The organism is Streptomyces sp. A3M-1-3, from assembly GCF_024213665.1.
Lineage (GTDB): Bacteria > Actinomycetota > Actinomycetes > Streptomycetales > Streptomycetaceae > Streptomyces.
Window position 1 is genome coordinate 169,085 of the sequence record NZ_JANAVP010000007.1, and the last position, 17,565, is coordinate 186,649.

Below are 17,565 nucleotides of genomic sequence, written 5' to 3' on the forward strand. Positions count from 1 at the left end.
CACTGGGTGGGGCTCACTGGGTGGGGCTCACTGGGTGGGGCTCACTGGGTGGGGCTCAGTAGCTGGGGAGGGTGCGGGGGCCGAGGTCGGTTCTGGCGGGCGGCCGGGCGATCCGTACGGTCGCGCCGAGCACCGACAGGCCCTGGGTGGCGACCACGACCGGTTCGAGGGCGACGCCGACCACCTCGGGATGGTCGTCCACCAGCCGGGACACCCGGAGCAGGAGTTCCTCCAGGGCCGCGGTGTCGACGGGTGCGGAGCCGCGCCAGCCGAAGAGGAGCGGTGCGGTCCGGATGGACCTGATCAGCTCGGCCGCGTCCCGGTCGGTGGCCGGGACGAGCCGGTGGGCGGTGTCGCCGAGCAGTTCGGAGGGCGCGCCGGCCAGCCCGAAGGACAGCACCGGGCCCGCTGCCGGGTCGATCACCGACCGTACGACCGTGTCCACGCCGCGCGGGACCATGGCCTGCACGACGGGCTGCAGCTCAGCGGGCTTGCCGAGCGCCTCGGTCAACTCGGCGTACGAGCGGCGCAGTTCCGCCTCGGCCGTCAGGTCGAGGCGTACGCCGCCGAGGTCGGGGCGGTGCCGCAGGTGGGGAGCGGTGGTCTTGAGCGCGACGGGGTAGCCGAGGCGCGTGGCGGCTTCGACGGCGGCGTCCGGGCTGGGCGCGGGGAGGGTCGGCAGTACGGAGATCCCGTACCGCGCGAGGAGCTCGTGGGCGTCGGCGGCGGGGAGGGTGATGCCGCGCTCCCCCACGGTGGGGTCGAGCAGCCGCTCGAGCTGTGCGGCGGCGCCGGGCTCGTCGACGGTGTCGTTGACGGCTTCGGGCACGCGCCCGGGCTCGGCGGCCTGCCGCCGCCACTGCGCATACCGCACGGCCTCGGCCAGCGCCCGCACGGCGCGCTCGGCGGCGGGATAAGCGGGAATCCGGGCGCCACGGCCGGCACCCGCGGCCGCGCGCGGGACAGCATCGCCGCGGGCGCCCAGGCCGGCACTGCTGCTCCCACCCGGCGCGATACCCGCACGGGCGGCGGCATCGCCGCGGGCCCCTTGGCCGCCGCCGCGGCTCGCGCCCGGCGCGACGCCCCCGCCATGGGCGACGGCGTCGCCGCCGGCCACGTTGCCCGCACGGACTGCGGCATCGCCGCCGGCGCCTTGGCCGGCGCTGCGACTCGCGCCCGGCGCGATGCCCGCGCCATGGACGGCACCGGTCGGGGCGTCGGCGTCGCCGTCGGCCAGATTGCCCGCACGGACGGCGGCATCGCCGCCTTGGCCGGCGCCGGCGGTCATCCCGGGCGCGGTTCTGCCTGCGCTGTCGCCGCCCGCGCCCGTCGAGCCCGGTGCGGGCGCACCGCTGGCGGCCGCGTCGGAGGTGGGTGTTCCGCTGTCCCGCCCCCTCCCGAAACCGTGGGCAAGCCCCCGGGCCCCCAAGGCGCCGAGGCCTCTGGCCCGCGCCACCAGGCCCTGCGGCGCCGGACCGGCAGGGGCTTCGCCGGGGCCGGGGCCATCCGGAGCGCCGGCTTCGGCGTGGCCCTGACCGCGGTCACCCGGTTCCGCGCCGTCGCTCCCCGAGCTGCCCGGAGCCGCGGCGCTCGCCTCACCCGGGGGGCCCGGTTCCATGTTCGCCGCCATGCTTCCCGCGCCGTCCGGAACGGAGGCCTCCGCGCCATGCCCCGCGCTCGCCTCACCGGGGGCACCGGGTCCCCCGTCCCCGGGACGGGGGCGGGTTGCCGTGCTCGTTGCTGCGGCCAGGGCTTCCGCCAGGCCGCCGATTTCCAGGTGGACCACCGCGACCGGCTTCGCCGGGGCGTCCGCGGCCGCCTCGCGCAGCGCCGCCGCCAGCACCTCGCCGTCGCCGGACTCCGTCGCGCCGTTCTCTCCCACCCAGGGAATCGCCGTCACCACCACCGCGTCACACCCTTCGTCCGCGAGCGCTTCGGCCAGCGCGCCCCGGAAGTCCGCAGGCGTCGCGGCGGTGGTCAGGTCTCGGGGCGGCAGCGGGCGCAGCCCTTCGGTCAGGCAGGCGTCGTACGTGAGCAGGCCGAGCGACTCGGAGTTGCCGAAGATCGCCACCCGCGGCCCTGCGGGCAGCGGCTGGTCCGCCAGCATGAGGCCGACGTCCACGAGCTCCGTGACCGTGTCGACCCGGATCACGCCGGCCTGGCGCAGCAGCGCCGAGACCGTCGCGTCCGGAATGCGCGTGACCGGCACCGCGTGCCCCGGCGGCGCGCTGCCGCTGTGCCGGCCGCCCTTGACGACGACGACCGGCTTGACCTGCGAGGTGCGCCGGGCGAGGCGGGTGAACTTCCGCGGGTTGCCGAGCGTTTCGAGGTACAGAAGGGCCACATCGGTGGCGGGGTCCTCGTACCAGTACTGCAGGAAGTCGTTGCCGGAGACGTCGGCTCGGTTGCCCGCCGAAATGAACGAGGACAGCCCCGCGCCGCGCCTCAGCAGCCCCGACAGCAGGGCGATCCCGATCGCGCCGGACTGGGTGAACAGGCCGATCCGCCCCGGCGTGGGCGGCTCGGGTGCCAGCGAGGCGTTCAGCAGGACGTCGTCCGCGGTGTTGATGATCCCGAAGGCGTTCGGGCCGATGATGCGCATGCCGTACGACCGCGCCTGGCGGACCAGTTCCCGCTGCCGCTCCCGGCCGTCCGCGCCGCTCTCCGCGTAACCGGCCGACAGCACGACGAGGCCCTGCACGCCGTGCTCGCCACAGTCCGCCACCGCTTCGGGCACCCGGTCGGCGGGGACGGCCACGACGGCCAGGTCGACGGGCTCACCGATCTCGCCGACGGACCGGTACGCAGGGACGCCGTCGAGCGTGGTCCCTCCGGCCGGGAGGGCGCGGTTCACGGCGTACGTACGTCCGGTGAACCCGGAGTCGAGGAGGTTGCGCAGCACGGACCGGCCGACACCGCCGGGCGCGCGGCCGGCACCGATGACGGCGACGGCCCCCGGGGCGAGGAGGCGCTGCACGGAGCGCGCCTCGGCGCGCTGTTCGCGGGCGCGCTGCACGGCCACCGACCGGTCGGTGGGTTCGAGGTCGAAGGTGAGATGGACGGAGCCGTCCTCGAAGCTGCGCTTCTGCGTGTACCCGGCGTCCGTGAACACCTTGATCATCTTGGTGTTGGCGGGAAGCACCTCCGCGGCGAACCGCCGGATACCGCGCTCCCGCGCGACCGCGCCGATGTGTTCGAGGAGGGCGGAGGCGACGCCGCGCCCTTGGTGTGCGTCCTGGACGAGGAACGCGACCTCGGCCTCGTCCGCGGGGGCCGAGGCGGGCCGGCCCTCCGCGTTGATCCGGTCGAAGCGGACGGTGGCGATGAACTCGCCGCCGACCGTGGCCGCGAGGCCGACCCGGTCCACGTAGTCGTGATGGGTGAAGCGGTGGACGTCACGGTCGGAGAGGCGGGGGTACGGAGCGAAGAAGCGGTAGTACTTCGACTGGTCCGACACCTGCTCGTAGAAGCTGACCAGGCGTTCGGCGTCCTCGGTGGTGATGGGCCTGATCCGCGCGGTGCCGCCGTCGCGCAGCACCACGTCGGCTTCCCAGTGGGCCGGGTAGGCGTGGTGCAGATTCGGGGCCGGCGAGGGCTGCATGGGGAAAGAGTACGGGTCGCGGCGGCGCGGGGCGCGGGGCAGTCTGAGGAAGGCCGGACGGCCACCGGATTCGGGCCGGAGTCTGGACCCGAGCACTCCGCACCCCATGAGAGACTGGTCTAGACAACCGTAAAAACCTGAAGGGCATCACCATGGTTGAGCGCCGCGTCAACGTCGGCTGGGCCGAAGGCCTGCACGCCCGGCCCGCCTCGATCTTCGTCCGCGCCGCGACGGCCTCCGGCGTCCCCGTGACGATCGCCAAGGCAGACGGCAACCCGGTCAACGCCGCCTCCATGCTCGCGGTGCTCGGCCTCGGCGCTCAGGGCGGCGAGGAGATCGTGCTCGCGTCCGAGGCGGACGGCGCGGACGCGGCCCTCGACCGGCTCGCGAAGCTGGTCGCGGAGGGCCTCGAAGAGCTTCCCGAGACCGTCTGACCCGTAACCGGCTCTTGCCGGACCGTGCAGCGAAAACGGCTTTGCCGTTTTCACTGCCTTTTTTGTTCCCCGCGTTTTCCGCGCCGACCGCGTCACCGAATGCGGGCAGCAAAAAACAGCCCCCGCCAATAGCCCCTCTTTATATACGGCGGATCTGTTAATTGTGGGCGCTCGCGATGTTTACGGCATGTTGCGAAGTCCTCACCCTTTCGGCGCGCCGCAGCCGGTGCGCCGCGGCCACCCGCTCCGAGTGCTGCGCCGTCAGCGCCCGTGCCCGCTCCGCGTCTGCGCGCGCCACCGCGTCCACGATCGCGCCGTGCTCCGCCCACGACTCCAGCGGCCGGGCGGGCGCCTCGACCGCGTACATCCAGGCGATCTTGTGCCGGAGCTGAGTGAGCAGCGCCGTGAGGCCGGGACTGCCCGAGGCCTGGGCGAGCGTCTCGTGGAACCAGCCGCCCAGCGAGCGCAGGTCCTCGCCCTGCCCCCGGCGGACCCGCTCCTGCCCCAGCCTCACCAGGCCGCGCAGCACCTTGAGGTGCGCCTCGGTCCGGCGCTGGGCGGCCCGCGCCGCACCCAGCGGCTCCAGCAGCATCCGGATCTCCAGCAGGTCGGCCGCCTCCTGCTCGGTGGGCTCGGCCACGCACGCGCCCGCGTGCCGGCGGGTGACGACGAAGCCCTCGGACTCCAGGGTGCGCAGGGCCTCGCGGACGGGGACGCGCGAGACGCCGTAACGGCGCGCGAGCAGCTCCTCGGTGAGCCGGCTGCCGCGTTCGAAGACACCGGAGACGATGTCGTCGCGGATTGCCGTGCATACCGAGTGCGCGGGAATGCGCATGACCGGACCTCCGCCTTAATCCCCGCGAAACGCGGTCGAACGACACCTGTTCAGCGACTCTATTGCAGCGCGCGCCAATTTCCGATGGCGCCCGGGAATTCCTGCATATCTTTTGGCCGAAAGTCGTGCCGGAGAACGCGGGCGAACGCTGAAGGCCCCGGCGGGGAGCCGGGGCCTTCAGAAGCGGTGGGTACCTGGCGTCAGAGGTTGACACCGTGCGCGCGCAGGTAGCCGATCGGGTCGATGTCCGATCCGTACTCGGGGCTCGTCCGGGCCTCGAAGTGCAGGTGCGGGCCGGTGGAGTTGCCGGTCGAGCCGGCGAGGCCGATCTGCTGGCCAGGGGTGACGGACTGGCCGACGGCGACCGAGAGGGATGACAGGTGGCCGTACTGGGTGTACGTGCCGTCGTTCATCTTGACCACGACGTTGTTGCCGTACGCGCCGCCCCAGCCGGCCTCGACGACGGTGCCCATGCCCACGGCCCGCACCGAGGTGCCGGAGGCCGCGTGGAAGTCGATGCCAGTGTGGCTGCCGGAGGACCAGGCGGCGCCGCCCGCCTGGTAGGCGGTGGAGACGTAGGAGCCGGCGATCGGGGAGACGAAGGTGTTCAGGCGCTTGCGCTCGGCCTCGCGGGCGGCGCGCTCCTTGGCCTCGCGCTCCGCCTTGGCCTTCGCCTCGGCCTTGCGCTTGGCCTCCTCGGCCCTCTTCTTCGCCTCGGCCTCGGCCTTGGCCTTGGCGGCGGCCGCGTCGGCGGCCTGCTGCTGGGCCTGCGCCTGGGCGTCGATCTGCTCGGCGAGGGTGTCGGCGACGACGATGGCGTTGAGGCCGGTGTCCTCGACCGTCGCGGCCACAGGCTCGGCGGCGGCGAAGGCCGGAGAGCTCAGGGTGCCGACGACGCCTGCGCCGGCGAGGGTGGCGATGCCCGCGATGTTCGCGCTCCTGCGCGTCATACGGCTCGGACGACGGTGCTTCCCGGTGGCACGGGTGAACGCCATGAAGAGGCTGATCCTTTCCTTCCTTCTCGCCTACCGGGTTAGCTGACGGGTTCGGAGCAGGAAGGTCTCCTACGGGCTTCCTCTGGCGAGGAGGCCCGATTCACCCCAGGGACGCAAGTGGGTCCCCGGCTCCCCAGGCTCGCGCCTGACGGGGACTCGGCGATGGCTGTCCGGTGCCGCGGGTGCGGCGCTCACATCTGACGGACAGCCGGACAGACGCTAAGCGGCTCATCTGTCAATCACCAAACAGACACGCTTTTTTGTAGCGCACGCCACAGGCCAGACACCCAACCTCCACACCAAACCGGACATATAGCCGGACATGCACGAGGGACCCGGGTGGCCGGCCGGCCACCGGGGTCCCTCTTGTCCCTCTTGCTGCCGCTTACGCCCTATCAGCCGGTGACAACAGTCACTTCGCCGATCCCGAGCGCCTTCACCGGCTCCTCGATCTGCGACGCGTCGCCCACCAGCACGGTCAGGAGCCGGTCGACCGGGAAGGCGCTGACGACGGCCGTGGTGGCTTCCACGGTGCCGGTCTGGGCCAGCTGTACGTACAACTGCGCCTGGTAGTCGTCCGGGAGGTGCTGTTCGACCTGGTCGGCGAACGTGCCGGCGACGGACCCGGCCGTCTCGAACTTCAGCGGGGCGACGCCCACCAAGTTCTGTACGGCGACGTCCCGTTCGGCGTCGGTGAGCCCCTCGGCCGCGAGCGTGCGCAGCACCTTCAAGAGGTCGTCCAGCGCCGGGCCGGTGTGCGGGGTGTCGACCGAGCCGCTGATGGCGAGCATGGCGGCGCCCGGAGCGGCTCCGGAGGGAGCAGGAGCGGCGGAACGCAGCACCTGGCCGAAGGCGCGAACGCCGTACGTGTAGCCCTTCTCCTCCCGCAGGACGCGGTCCAGCCGGGACGTGAGAGTGCCGCCGAGGCAGTACGTGCCGAGAACCTGGGCCGCCCAGACACGGTCGTGCCGGTCGGGGCCGACGCGGCCGATCAGCAGCTGTGTCTGCACGGCGCCGGGGCGGTCCACGATCACCACGCGGCCCGTGTCGTCGGCGGTGACCGGGGGCACCGGACGTGGCTGCGCGGCGCCGCCGGTCCAGGCGCCCAGGGTCTCGGCGAGCACGGCGTCCAGGTCGGTACCCGTGTAGTCGCCGACGACCACCGCGGTCGTGGTGGCGGGGCGAACGTAGGCCTCGTAGAAGCCCCTTACGGCCGTGGAGTCGATCCGCGCGACGGTCTCCTCGCTGCCCTGCCGGGGGCGCGACATGCGCGCCTCGGCGGGGAACAGCTCCGCGGAGAGCTGCTTGGCCGCGCGGCGGGAGGGGTTGGCCAGCTCGTGCGGGATCTCGTCGAGGCGGTTGCGTACCAGCCGGTCCACTTCGCTGTCGGCGAACGCGGGCGCCCGCAGCGCCTCGGCGAGCAGCCCGAGTGCCTTCTGCAGCCGGGAGGCGGGCACTTCGAGAGAGACCCGCACGCCCGGGTGGTCGGCGTGCGCGTCCAGCGTGGCGCCGCACCGCTCGAGCTCCGCGGCGAACTCCTCGGCGGTGTGCTTGTCGGTGCCCTCGGACAGGGCGCGCGCCATGATCGTGGCCACGCCGTCGAGGCCCTCCGGCTCGGCGTCCAGCGGCGCGTCGAGGATGATCTCGACCGCGACGACCTGCTGGCCCGGGCGGTGGCAGCGCAGCACGGTCAGGCCGTTGTCCAGTGTGGCGCGCTCAGGGGCCGGGAAGGCCCACGGCTTGGCCTCGCCCGCCTGGGGCTGCGGGTGGAACTCCATGGCGGTGATCTGTGCGTCGCTCACTGCTGCGCCCCTTCGGTGTCGCTCTCGTCCGTGTCCTGTGCGCCCTCGGCGGCCTCCGCGTCCTCGGCGGCCATCGGCTCGTACACGAGGACCGCCCGGTTGTCGGGGCGCAGCCGGGCCGCGGCCACGGCCTGCACCTCCTCGGCGGTGATGTCGAGAACGCGCTGTACGGCGGTCAGGGCGAGCTGCGGGTCGCCGAACAGCACGGCGTACCGGCAGAGTTCGTCGGCGCGGCCCGCGACCGTGGAGAGCCGGTCCAGCCACTCGCGCTCCAGCTGTGCCTGGGCGCGCTCCATCTCCTCCTCCGTCGGGCCCTCGGCGGCGAAGCGCGCGAGTTCGTCGTCGACGGCAGCCTCGATCGTCGGCACCTCGACGCCGCCGGACGTCTTCACGTCCAGCCAGCCGAGCGAGGGCGCGCCGGCCAGCCGGAGCAGGCCGAAGCCGGCGGCGACCGCGGTCTGGTCGCGGCGGACCAGCCGGTTGTGCAGCCGCGAGGACTCGCCACCGCCGAGGACGGTGAGCGCCAGGTCCGCGGCGTCGCATGCGCGGGTGCCGTCCTGCGGGAGGCGGTAGGCGGCCATCAGGGCGCGGGCCGGCACCTCCTCGACGATCTCCTCGCGCAGCTGCTTGCCGATGACGTCCGGGAGCGAGCCGTCCCGGGGCGGCTGCTTGCCGTCGTGGGACGGGATCGAGCCGAAGTACCTCTCGATCCAGGCCAGCGTCGTCTCGGGGTCGATGTCGCCGACGACCGACAGCACAGCGTTGTTCGGCGCGTAGTAGGTACGGAAGAAGTTCCGCGCGTCCTCCAGGGAGGCGGCGTCCAGGTCGGCCATCGAGCCGATCGGGGTGTGGTGGTACGGGTGGCCCTCGGGGTACGAGAGGGCGGTCAGCTTCTCGAAAGCCGTGCCGTACGGGACGTTGTCGTACCGCTGGCGGCGCTCGTTCTTGACGACGTCGCGCTGGTTTTCCATCGAGTCGTCGTCGAGCGCGGTGAGGAGCGAGCCCATCCGGTCGGCCTCGAGCCACAGGGCCAGCTCCAGCTGGTGCGCGGGCATGGTCTCGAAGTAGTTCGTCCGCTCGAAGCTGGTGGTGCCGTTGAGCGAGCCGCCCGCGCCCTGGACCAGCTCGAAGTGGCCGTTGCCCGGAACGCTCGCCGAGCCCTGGAACATCAGGTGCTCGAAGAGGTGGGCAAGGCCCGTACGCCCCTTGACCTCGTGCCGTGAGCCGACGTCGTACCAGAGGCAGACCGCGGCGACCGGGGTCAGGTGGTCCTCGGAGAGCACCACGCGCAGCCCGTTGGCCAGGCGGTGCTCGGTCGCTGTCAGGCCGCCGGAACCGGCCTGCGCTGTGGCCGTGTGACCCATGGGCATGTACGTCCCTTCGATCGCGTGATGACTGCGTCACCAAAACAGTCCTGCCACTGTATGCAAGCGTGCCGAGACCTGGCGAAGTTCCCGTTCCGGAGCACCCGTACCGGGGACCACTCCTGTGAGGGAACTCCGAACGAACAGGGAACGAGGAGGGTCGAGGTCGGCGTTGTCAGTGGCGCGGTCCACAATGGTCCGCGACAGATCCAGACCATGTTGGTGAAGGAGCCGCAGCAGCGATGGCCCGCCGCAGCACGAAGACCCCGCCGCCGGAGGATTTCGAGGAGAAGATCCTCGACATCGACGTCGTCGACGAAATGCAGGGCTCCTTCCTCGAGTACGCCTACTCGGTGATTTACTCGCGGGCCCTGCCGGACGCCCGCGACGGCCTGAAGCCCGTACACCGGCGCATCGTGTACCAGATGAACGAGATGGGCCTGCGCCCCGACCGCGGCTATGTGAAGTGCGCCCGCGTCGTCGGCGAGGTGATGGGCAAGCTGCACCCGCACGGTGACGCCTCCATCTACGACGCGCTCGTACGCATGGCGCAGCCCTTCTCCATGCGGCTGCCGCTGGTCGACGGCCACGGGAACTTCGGTTCCCTCGGCAACGACGACCCGCCCGCCGCCATGCGGTACACCGAGTGCCGGATGGCCGACGCCACCTCGCTCATGACCGAGTCGATCGACGAGGACACCGTCGACTTCTCGCCGAACTACGACGGGCAGGAGCGGGAGCCGGTCGCGCTGCCGGCGGCCTATCCGAACCTCCTGGTCAACGGCGCCTCCGGGATCGCGGTCGGCATGGCGACGAATATGCCGCCGCACAACCTGGGCGAGGTGATCGCGGCCGCCAGGCATCTGATCAAGCACCCGGGCGCCGACCTCGAGACCCTGATGCGGTTCGTGCCCGGACCCGACCTGCCGACCGGCGGGCGGATCGTGGGACTCGCCGGGATCAAGGACGCGTACGACAGCGGGCGCGGCACCTTCAAGATCCGTGCCAAGGCGACCGTGGAGGACGTCACCGCGCGCCGCAAGGGCCTCGTCGTCACGGAACTGCCGTTCGCGGTCGGTCCGGAGAAGGTGATCGCCAAGATCAAGGACCTGGTCGGTTCGAAGAAGCTGCAGGGCATCGCTGACGTCAAGGACCTGACCGACCGGGCGCACGGGCTGCGCCTGGTGATCGAGATCAAGAACGGTTTCCACCCGGAGGCCGTCCTGGAGCAGCTCTACAAGCTGACGCCGATGGAGGAGTCCTTCGGCATCAACAATGTGGCGCTGGTCGACGGACAGCCGTTGACACTGGGCCTCAAGGAGCTGCTGGAGGTCTACCTCGACCACCGCTTCGAGGTCGTACGGCGGCGCAGCGAGTTCCGCCGCGGCAAGCGGCAGGACCGGCTGCACCTGGTCGAGGGCCTGCTGGTGGCGCTGCTCGACATCGACGAGGTCATCCGGATCATCCGGTCCAGCGACAACTCCGCGCAGGCGAAGGAGCGGCTCATCGAGCACTTCTCGCTGAGCGAGATCCAGACGCAGTACATCCTGGACACCCCGCTGCGCCGGCTCACCAAGTTCGACAAGATCGAGCTGGAGTCCGAGCGCGACCGGCTCACCGGCGAGATCGACGAGCTGACCGGGATCCTGGACTCGGACGCCGAGCTGCGCAGGCTGGTCTCCTCCGAACTGGCCGCGGTGGCCAAGAAGTTCGGCACCGACCGGCGTACGGTCCTGCTGGAGTCCGCGGGCGCCCCGGTCGCGGCGGTGCCGCTGGAGGTGGCGGACGACCCGTGCCGGGTGCTGCTCTCCTCGACCGGCCTGCTGGCGCGTACGGTCACGGGCGAGCCGGCCGACGACAGCGGCAAGCGGACCAAGCACGATGTGATCGTCTCGGCCGTCCTGGCGACGGCCCGCGCGGATGTCGGTGTGGTCACCTCAGCCGGCCGGCTGCTGCGGCTGCCGGTGATCGACCTGCCGCAGCTGCCGGGCACGGCGTCGGCGCCGAACCTGGCGGGCGGCGCTCCGGCCTCGGAGTTCCTGACCCTGGAGACGGGCGAGCAGGTCATCTGCCTGACCACGCTCGACGAGACCTCGCAGGGGCTGGCGATCGGCACCGAGCAGGGTGTCGTCAAGCGCGTCGTCCCGGACTACCCGGCCAACAAGGACGAGCTGGAGGTCATCGGCCTCAGGGAGGGTGACCGGATCGTCGGTGCGGTGGAGCTGGTCACCGGCGAGGAGGACCTGGTCTTCATCACCGACGACGCCCAGCTGCTGCGGTATCCGGCGGGGCAGGTCAGGCCGCAGGGCCGGGCGGCCGGCGGAATGGCGGGGATCAAGCTGACGGCGGGCGCGAAGGTGATCCACTTCTCGGCGGTCGACCCGGCCGCCGAAGCGGTGGTGTTCACGGTCGCCGGATCGCACGGCACGCTCGACGACTCGGTACGGACCGCGAAGCTCACCCCCTTCGACCAGTACCCGCGCAAGGGGCGGGCGACGGGCGGGGTGCGCTGCCAGCGCTTCCTGAAGGGCGAGGACCTGCTGGTCCTGGCCTGGGCGGGAGCGTCGCCTGCTCGCGCGGCGACGGCGAACGGCACGCCCGCCGAGCTGCCGTTCCCGGACCCGCGCCGCGACGGCTCGGGCACGCCGCTGACGGTGGCGGTGGCGTCGCTGGCGGGACCGGCGTAACCGGAGCCGGTACTGCCGGTTATTGCTGTACGAACCGCAGGACGCCCCACATGTTCCGCTCGTCGGCGGCGTCCTGCGGCGGCCGGGTCTCCCGGCACTCGTCGAGAGCCTTGCGCAGCGCCTCGGCGTCAACGCCTGAGCCGATCAGCACCAGTTGGGTGAGGGGCTGCTGAGCCCGCGGCCACGGCTCCGGTGTGAAGCGGAGGAACCGGCCGACCGCGTGCAGTCCGTACCGGTTGCGCGGGTCGGCCGTCCCGAAGTCGACGAAGCCCTTGATGCGGTAGAGGCCGTCGGGCCGGGTGTCGAGGAAGTCCATCAGCCGGCGCGGGTTCATCGGCTGCGGCGAGACGAAGTCCACGCTTTCGTACGCCGAGTGCAGATGCGCGCAGTCGCCCTCGTGATCGTGGTCGTGTTCCTGCTCATGCAGGTCCTCGAAGGAGAGCTGGCCGAACACCTCGGCCCTGGGCTTGCACTCGAAGAGCAGCTCGGGGTCGATCCGGCCGTACGCCGCCGGGATGACGGGCGTACCGGGGCTGAGCCGTCCGATCACCTCGTGCACGCGGTCGAGGTCCCGCTCGGACGCGCGGTCGGTCTTGTTGAGCACGACGAGGTCGGCGATGCCCAGGTGCCGGTCGATCTCGGGGTGCCGCTCCCGCGTTGCGTCGAACTCGGCGGCGTCGACAACCTCGACCAGGCCGCCGTACATCACGTGCGGGTTCTCACTGCCGAGGATCATGCGCACGAGTTCCTGGGGCTCGGCGAGACCGCTCGCCTCGATGACGATGACGTCGAGCCGGGCGGCGGGGCTGGTCAGCGTCTCCAGATAGACGTCGAGTTCGCTCCCGTCGACGGCGCAGCACATACAGCCGTTGCCGAGCGAAACGGTCGAGCCGGCCTGGCCTGCCAGTGTCATGGCGTCGATCTCGATCGCCCCGAAGTCGTTGACGATCGCGCCGATCCTGTTGCCCCCGCGACGGCTGAGCAGGTGGTTGAGGAGCGTCGTTTTCCCGGACCCCAGGAACCCGGCGAGTACGACGACGGGGATGGGGCTCCTGGTCACTGATCCGGTTCACCTTTCACACGGGTTTCGAGCTGCCCAGGATAGGTGTGCGGCTCGCGCGGCTTTCGGCTCGACGGCCCGGGGATGACTGGCCGACGGGAGGCCCGCATGCGATTTACGTAATTTGCGGATTCCGGAAAGCGGACCCGGGCCTCTAAGTTTCTGGACATGAGCGCTTCATCGACCGAAGCCGGAAGCCCCGGCAGCCCAGGCGACACGGCCGGCCCGGCCGGCACCGGGAGACCGGCACGCCACTGGCGGATCGGCTGGCCGCAGCGCGTCTTCTCCCAGGTGCTGCTGATGCAGCTGGCCATCGCCGGCGGTGTCGCGGTGCTGGCCACCGGCCTCTTCCTCGCCCCGCTCAGCGCGCAGCTCGACGACCAGGCGATGCGCCGCGCCCTCGCCGTCGCGCAGACCACCGCCGAGCAGCCGGGACTCGCCGAGCGGGTGCTCGGCTCGCGGCCGGCGCCGGGGAACCCGGTACAGGGCGAGGCAGAGCGGATCAGGGTCGCCACCGGGGCCGAGTACGTCGTGGTCGTCGACCGGCGGGGTGTGCGCTGGTCGCACCCCAACACCCGCGAGATAGGCCGGCTCGTCTCCACCGACCCCAGCGAGCCGCTGGCCGGCCGCGAGGTCATGGAGATCGACAGCGGTACGCTCGGCCGCTCCGCGCGCGGCAAGGTCCCGCTGCGTGACGCGTCGGACCGGATCGTGGGCGCCGTCTCGGTCGGCATCGAGTACGACAGCGTCCGCAACCGGCTGCTGGCCGCGATCCCGGGCTTGTTCGCCTACGCGGGAGGGGCCCTCGCGGTCGGCGCCATCGCCGCATATCTGATCTCCCGCAGGATCCAGCGGCAGACCCATGACCTGGCCTTTTCCGATATCACCGCCCTGCTGGCCGAGCGCGAGGCGATGCTGCACTCCATCCGGGAGGGCGTCGTCGCGCTGGACGCCGGCGGCCGCGTACGGCTGATGAACGACGAGGCCCAGCGGCTGCTCGGGCTCGGCCCCGAGGCCACTGGACGGCCGCTCGACGAGGTGCTCGGCGCCGGCCGCACGACTGACGTGCTGGCGGGCCGGATCGCGGGCAAGGACCTGCTGACCGTCCGTGGCCGCCGCGTCCTGGTGGCCAACCGGATGCCCACGGACGACGGAGGCGCCGTCGCCACTCTGCGCGACCGCACGGAGCTGGAGCAGCTGGGCCGTGAGCTGGACTCGACCCGGGGCCTGATCGACGCGCTGCGCGCGCAGGATCACGAGCACGCCAACCGGATGCACACCCTCCTCGGTCTGCTCGAGCTGGAGATGCACGAGGAGGCGGTGGAGTTCGTGACGGAGGTCGTGGGCGTCCACCGCGCCACGGCGGAGCAGGTCACCGAGAGGGTGCACGATCCGCTGCTGGCCGCGCTGCTGGTCGGCAAGGCGACGGTCGCCGCGGAGCGAGGTGTCTCCCTGACCGTTTCGGCCGCCACCCGCCTCCCCGACCGGCTGGTGGACCCGGGGGGCCTGGTCACGATCGTCGGCAACCTCGTCGACAACGCGCTGGACGCCTCGGCGGGCTCCGCGGACCCCCGGGTCGAGGTCGAGCTGCGCGCCGAGGGGCGTACGGCCGTCCTCCGGGTCTGCGACAGCGGGCCCGGCGTCCCCGAGGAGCAGCGCGGGTTGATCTTTACCGAGGGCTGGTCCACCAAGGAGGTCCCGGCGCACGGCAAGCGCGGCCTCGGCCTCGCCATGGTGCGCAGGCTGGCGGAGCGGCAGGGCGGCAGCGCGCGGGTCACCACGGGGCCGGACGGAGGCGCGGAGTTCTCCGTCGTACTGCCCGAAGCGCTGACCGACGCCGGGCTGGCAGCGGCGGCCGAGGGGGCACCATGAACGGTGTGAGCCGTGTGATCGAAGTACTGGTCGTGGACGACGACAATCGGGTTGCCCAGATCAACGCCGCATACGTGGAGAAGGTTCCTGGCTTCCGGGTAACCGGCCAGGTGTACTCCGCGGCCGAGGCGCTCGCCGTCATCGAGCGGGTCCCGGTCGATCTCGTCCTGCTCGACCACTACGTCCCGGACGAGAACGGACTCGCGCTCGCACGGAGGCTGCGCCGGCTCGGGCACCACACCGATGTGATCATGGTGACCGCGGCCCGTGATGTCGCCACCGTCCATTCGGCCATGCGCCACGGAGCCCTCCAGTACCTCGTGAAGCCGTTCGCCTTCGCCGGGCTGCGGGCCAGACTCGAGGCGTACGCCGTGCTGCGCCCGCCGCACCCTGGACGAGGGCGGCGAGGCCGAACAGGACCAGGTGGACCGGATCTTCGGGGCCCTCGCGACGGCCCACGCGGGCCCCGCCGAGCTGCCGAAGGGTCACTCCCCCGCCACCGCGGAGGTGGTGCGCCAGGTACTGCTGACGGCCGAAGGCCCGCTCTCCGCCCAGCAGATCGGGAGCGGGCGGAGCTGAGCCGACAAACCGCGCAGCGCTGTCTCAAGCTGCTGGAGCGAACCGGCCGGGTCCGGCTCGGCCTCAAATACGGCGAGACGGGCCGCCCGGAGCACCGCTACACCTGGGCGTCCAGCCCCTCATAGGGACGCTGAGCGCTAGACCGCTCCGGCCCCGGTCAGTGAACGGACTTCTGTCTCCGCGTGCTTGGCCTCGTCCGGGAGCTCGTGCGAGGTGACGGTGCCGATCCAGCCGGCCAGGAAGCCCAGCGGAATCGAGACCAGGCCGGGGTTCTGCAGCGGGAACACATGGAAGTCGACGCCGGGGAACAGGGCGTCCGGGCTGCCCGACACCACGGGCGAGAACAGCACCAGCAGCACCGCCGGCACGAGTCCCCCGTACACCGACCAGACCGCGCCGCCCGTGGTGAAGCCGCGCCAGAACAGCGAGTACAGCAGCACCGGCAGGTTCGCCGAGGCCGCGACGGCGAAGGCGAGACCGACCAGGAACGCCACATTGAGGTCCTGGGCGAGCAGTCCGAGTCCGATGGCGGCCGCTCCGATCCCCACCGCCGCCGCCCTCGCCACGGCGACCTCGCTGTGCTGCTTGGCATGGCGGCGCCTGAGTGAGGCGTAGAGGTCATGCGCGACGGAGGCGGACGAGGCGAGGGTGATGCCGGCGACGACAGCCAGGATCGTGGCGAAGGCGATCGCGGAGACCACCGCGAAGAGAACCGTTCCGCCAGTGGAACCCGGACCTCCGCCCAGATCCAGCGCGAGCAGCGGAACTGCCGTGTTCCCTGCGGCGTTCGAGGCACGTACCTCATCCGGCCCGACCACCGAGGCCGCGCCGAATCCGAGCACGATCGTCATCAGATAGAAGCTGCCGATGAGTCCGATGGCCCAGACGACCGATCGGCGGGCTGCCCGGGCGGTCGGCACGGTGTAGAAGCGCGACAGGATGTGCGGCAGACCGGCCGTACCGAGGACGAGCGCGAGCCCGAGGCTGATGAAGTCGAAGCGCGCGGTCCAGTCCCCGCCGTACTTGAGGCCGGGGGCCAGGAAGTCCTTGCCGTGTCCGCTGCGGTCGGCGGCGGAGACCAGCAACTGGTTGAAGTCGCCGTGGAAGCGGACGAGTACGAGCACGGTGAGCGCGATCGCGCCGCCCATCAGCAGTACGGCTTTGACGATCTGGATCCAGGTGGTCGCCCGCATACCGCCGAAGGACACATAGATCACCATCAGCGCACCCACACCGACAACCGTCCAGGTGCGGGCGGCTTCGCTCGTCCCGCCCAGCAGCAGCGCCACCAGGCTGCCCGCACCGACCATCTGTGCGACCAGATACAGCACGGAGACGGTGACGGCCGACGTGCCCGCGGCGATCCGCACCGGGCGTTCGGTCATCCGGGCGGCGACCACGTCGGCGAGGGTGAACCGGCCGCAGTTGCGGACGAGTTCGGCGACCAGAAGCAGCACCACGAGCCACGCCACGAGGAAGCCGACGGAGTACAGCAGGCCGTCGTAGCCGAAGAGCGCGATCAGGCCGGAGATACCGAGGAACGAAGCCGCGGACATGTAGTCGCCTGCGATGGCGAAACCGTTCTCCATAGGGGAGAACAGCCGCCCTCCCGCGTAGAACTCCTCCGCGGAACCACGCCGGTTGCGGCTCACCCAGGTCGTGATCGCCAGGGTCACGGCGATGAACGCGCTGAACAGCAGGAGCGCGAGGGTCTGGTGGTCGCTGCTCAACGCCCGGTCCCCCGGGTCAGTTCCTGAGCTCGCTGCTCCTCGAAAACCGTCCAGCGGAGGTCGAGTGCGGCCCGGTCCCGGCGCAGCCGCGCGTGCCGTGCGTACGCCCAGGTGAGTAGGAAGGTGGAGAGGAACTGCCCCAGCCCGGCCAGCATGGCGACGTTGACCGCTCCGGCGACGGGACGCGCCATCAGTGCCGGTGCCGTGGTCGCGGCGACGACGTAGGCCACGTACCAGGTGAAGAAGGCGAGGACCGCGGGGACGACGAACCTGCGGTAGCGGCTGCGCACCTCCTGGAAGGCCGCGCTGCGCTGCACCTCCAGATAGATGTCGGCCGCGCTGTGGCCCTGGTCCGGGCCGGCGGGAGCGGGCGACGGTGCGGACGCGGTGGCGCTCGTGGGAGCGCCCGCACCGGCCGGCTCGCCCCAGCCGGAGGCGAGCGCGTCGTACCAGGGGTCGTCCAGCCGGATCGTTCCGGCATCACGCCCTTCGTGCTTCTCCACCGCACTCTCCTTGCCCGCCGCCGCGCTGGCCGCGTGCCCAAGGATGTGCAGAACGGGAAGATCCCGGACTCTCCTCTCCCCGCTCTTCACCCCATTAGGTGAT

11 protein-coding genes, 1 pseudogene and 1 riboswitch are annotated in these 17,565 nt (G+C 71.7%); of the genes and pseudogenes, 4 read left to right on the plus strand and 8 right to left on the minus strand.

Annotated elements, in window-relative coordinates; all coding sequences use genetic code 11:
• Positions 1-55 precede the first annotated feature (55 nt).
• Positions 56-3,601, minus strand: a complete 3,546-nt coding sequence (locus NLX86_RS10595) for a GNAT family N-acetyltransferase (RefSeq protein WP_254371374.1) — start codon at positions 3,599-3,601, stop codon at positions 56-58.
• 152 nt (positions 3,602-3,753) lie between these two features.
• Between NLX86_RS10595 and NLX86_RS10600 the strand changes: the two genes are divergently transcribed.
• Complete coding sequence (locus tag NLX86_RS10600; RefSeq protein WP_254371375.1) at positions 3,754-4,035, plus strand: HPr family phosphocarrier protein; 282 nt, start codon at positions 3,754-3,756, stop codon at positions 4,033-4,035.
• A 157-nt stretch (positions 4,036-4,192) separates the two neighbouring features.
• On the opposite strand, the gene NLX86_RS10605 is transcribed toward NLX86_RS10600, so the two are convergent.
• The 4 genes from NLX86_RS10605 to NLX86_RS10620 form a co-directional block, all read right to left on the minus strand.
• A complete protein-coding gene (locus NLX86_RS10605; RefSeq protein ID WP_254371376.1) occupies positions 4,193-4,870 on the minus strand; it encodes a GntR family transcriptional regulator in 678 nt (225 codons plus the stop codon).
• 200 nt (positions 4,871-5,070) lie between these two features.
• The gene (locus NLX86_RS10610) at positions 5,071-5,865 is read right to left on the minus strand and encodes a M23 family metallopeptidase (RefSeq protein WP_254371377.1); all 795 of its coding nucleotides are present in this window, start codon (positions 5,863-5,865) and stop codon (positions 5,071-5,073) included.
• Positions 5,866-5,877: 12 nt separating this feature from the next.
• Positions 5,878-6,037: riboswitch (cyclic di-AMP (ydaO/yuaA leader) on the minus strand.
• Between the two features lie 223 nt (positions 6,038-6,260).
• Positions 6,261-7,643, minus strand: coding sequence for a pitrilysin family protein (locus tag NLX86_RS10615; RefSeq protein WP_254371459.1), 1,383 nt, complete (start codon positions 7,641-7,643; stop codon positions 6,261-6,263).
• 20 nt (positions 7,644-7,663) lie between these two features.
• The gene (locus NLX86_RS10620) at positions 7,664-9,037 is read right to left on the minus strand and encodes a pitrilysin family protein (protein WP_254371378.1); all 1,374 of its coding nucleotides are present in this window, start codon (positions 9,035-9,037) and stop codon (positions 7,664-7,666) included.
• Positions 9,038-9,273: 236 nt separating this feature from the next.
• Between NLX86_RS10620 and NLX86_RS10625 the strand changes: the two genes are divergently transcribed.
• Positions 9,274-11,718 (plus strand): DNA topoisomerase (ATP-hydrolyzing) subunit A, encoded by a 2,445-nt coding sequence (locus NLX86_RS10625; protein WP_254371379.1) that lies wholly within the window; start codon positions 9,274-9,276, stop codon positions 11,716-11,718.
• A 19-nt stretch (positions 11,719-11,737) separates the two neighbouring features.
• Here the strand turns inward: NLX86_RS10625 and NLX86_RS10630 are convergent, their stop codons facing one another.
• Positions 11,738-12,778, minus strand: a complete 1,041-nt coding sequence (locus NLX86_RS10630) for a GTP-binding protein (protein WP_254371380.1) — start codon at positions 12,776-12,778, stop codon at positions 11,738-11,740.
• Between the two features lie 300 nt (positions 12,779-13,078).
• Between NLX86_RS10630 and NLX86_RS10635 the strand changes: the two genes are divergently transcribed.
• Both NLX86_RS10635 and NLX86_RS10640 read left to right on the plus strand, forming a co-directional pair.
• A complete protein-coding gene (locus tag NLX86_RS10635) occupies positions 13,079-14,650 on the plus strand; it encodes a sensor histidine kinase (protein ID WP_254371460.1) in 1,572 nt (523 codons plus the stop codon).
• 14 nt (positions 14,651-14,664) lie between these two features.
• Positions 14,665-15,354, plus strand: a pseudogene (locus NLX86_RS10640) (response regulator).
• Positions 15,355-15,366: 12 nt separating this feature from the next.
• On the opposite strand, the gene NLX86_RS10645 reads toward NLX86_RS10640, so the two are convergent.
• A complete protein-coding gene (locus NLX86_RS10645; RefSeq protein ID WP_254371381.1) occupies positions 15,367-16,959 on the minus strand; it encodes a cation acetate symporter in 1,593 nt (530 codons plus the stop codon).
• A complete protein-coding gene (locus NLX86_RS10650) occupies positions 16,956-17,462 on the minus strand; it encodes a DUF485 domain-containing protein (protein ID WP_254371382.1) in 507 nt (168 codons plus the stop codon). The genes NLX86_RS10645 and NLX86_RS10650 overlap by 4 nt, the downstream gene beginning before the upstream one ends.
• Between the last annotated feature and the right edge of the window lie 103 nt (positions 17,463-17,565).

What these genes read in the sequence shown, in the direction of transcription:
- NLX86_RS10595 (WP_254371374.1), bottom strand. Translation starts at nt 3,601, where the DNA reads ATGCAGCCCTCGCCGGCCCCGAATCTGCACCACGCCTACCCGGCCCAC.
- NLX86_RS10600 (WP_254371375.1), top strand. Translation starts at nt 3,754, where the DNA reads ATGGTTGAGCGCCGCGTCAACGTCGGCTGGGCCGAAGGCCTGCACGCC.
- NLX86_RS10605 (WP_254371376.1), bottom strand. Translation starts at nt 4,870, where the DNA reads ATGCGCATTCCCGCGCACTCGGTATGCACGGCAATCCGCGACGACATC.
- NLX86_RS10610 (WP_254371377.1), bottom strand. Translation starts at nt 5,865, where the DNA reads ATGGCGTTCACCCGTGCCACCGGGAAGCACCGTCGTCCGAGCCGTATG.
- NLX86_RS10615 (WP_254371459.1), bottom strand. Translation starts at nt 7,643, where the DNA reads ATGGAGTTCCACCCGCAGCCCCAGGCGGGCGAGGCCAAGCCGTGGGCC.
- NLX86_RS10620 (WP_254371378.1), bottom strand. Translation starts at nt 9,037, where the DNA reads ATGCCCATGGGTCACACGGCCACAGCGCAGGCCGGTTCCGGCGGCCTG.
- NLX86_RS10625 (WP_254371379.1), top strand. Translation starts at nt 9,274, where the DNA reads ATGGCCCGCCGCAGCACGAAGACCCCGCCGCCGGAGGATTTCGAGGAG.
- NLX86_RS10635 (WP_254371460.1), top strand. Translation starts at nt 13,079, where the DNA reads ATGCAGCTGGCCATCGCCGGCGGTGTCGCGGTGCTGGCCACCGGCCTC.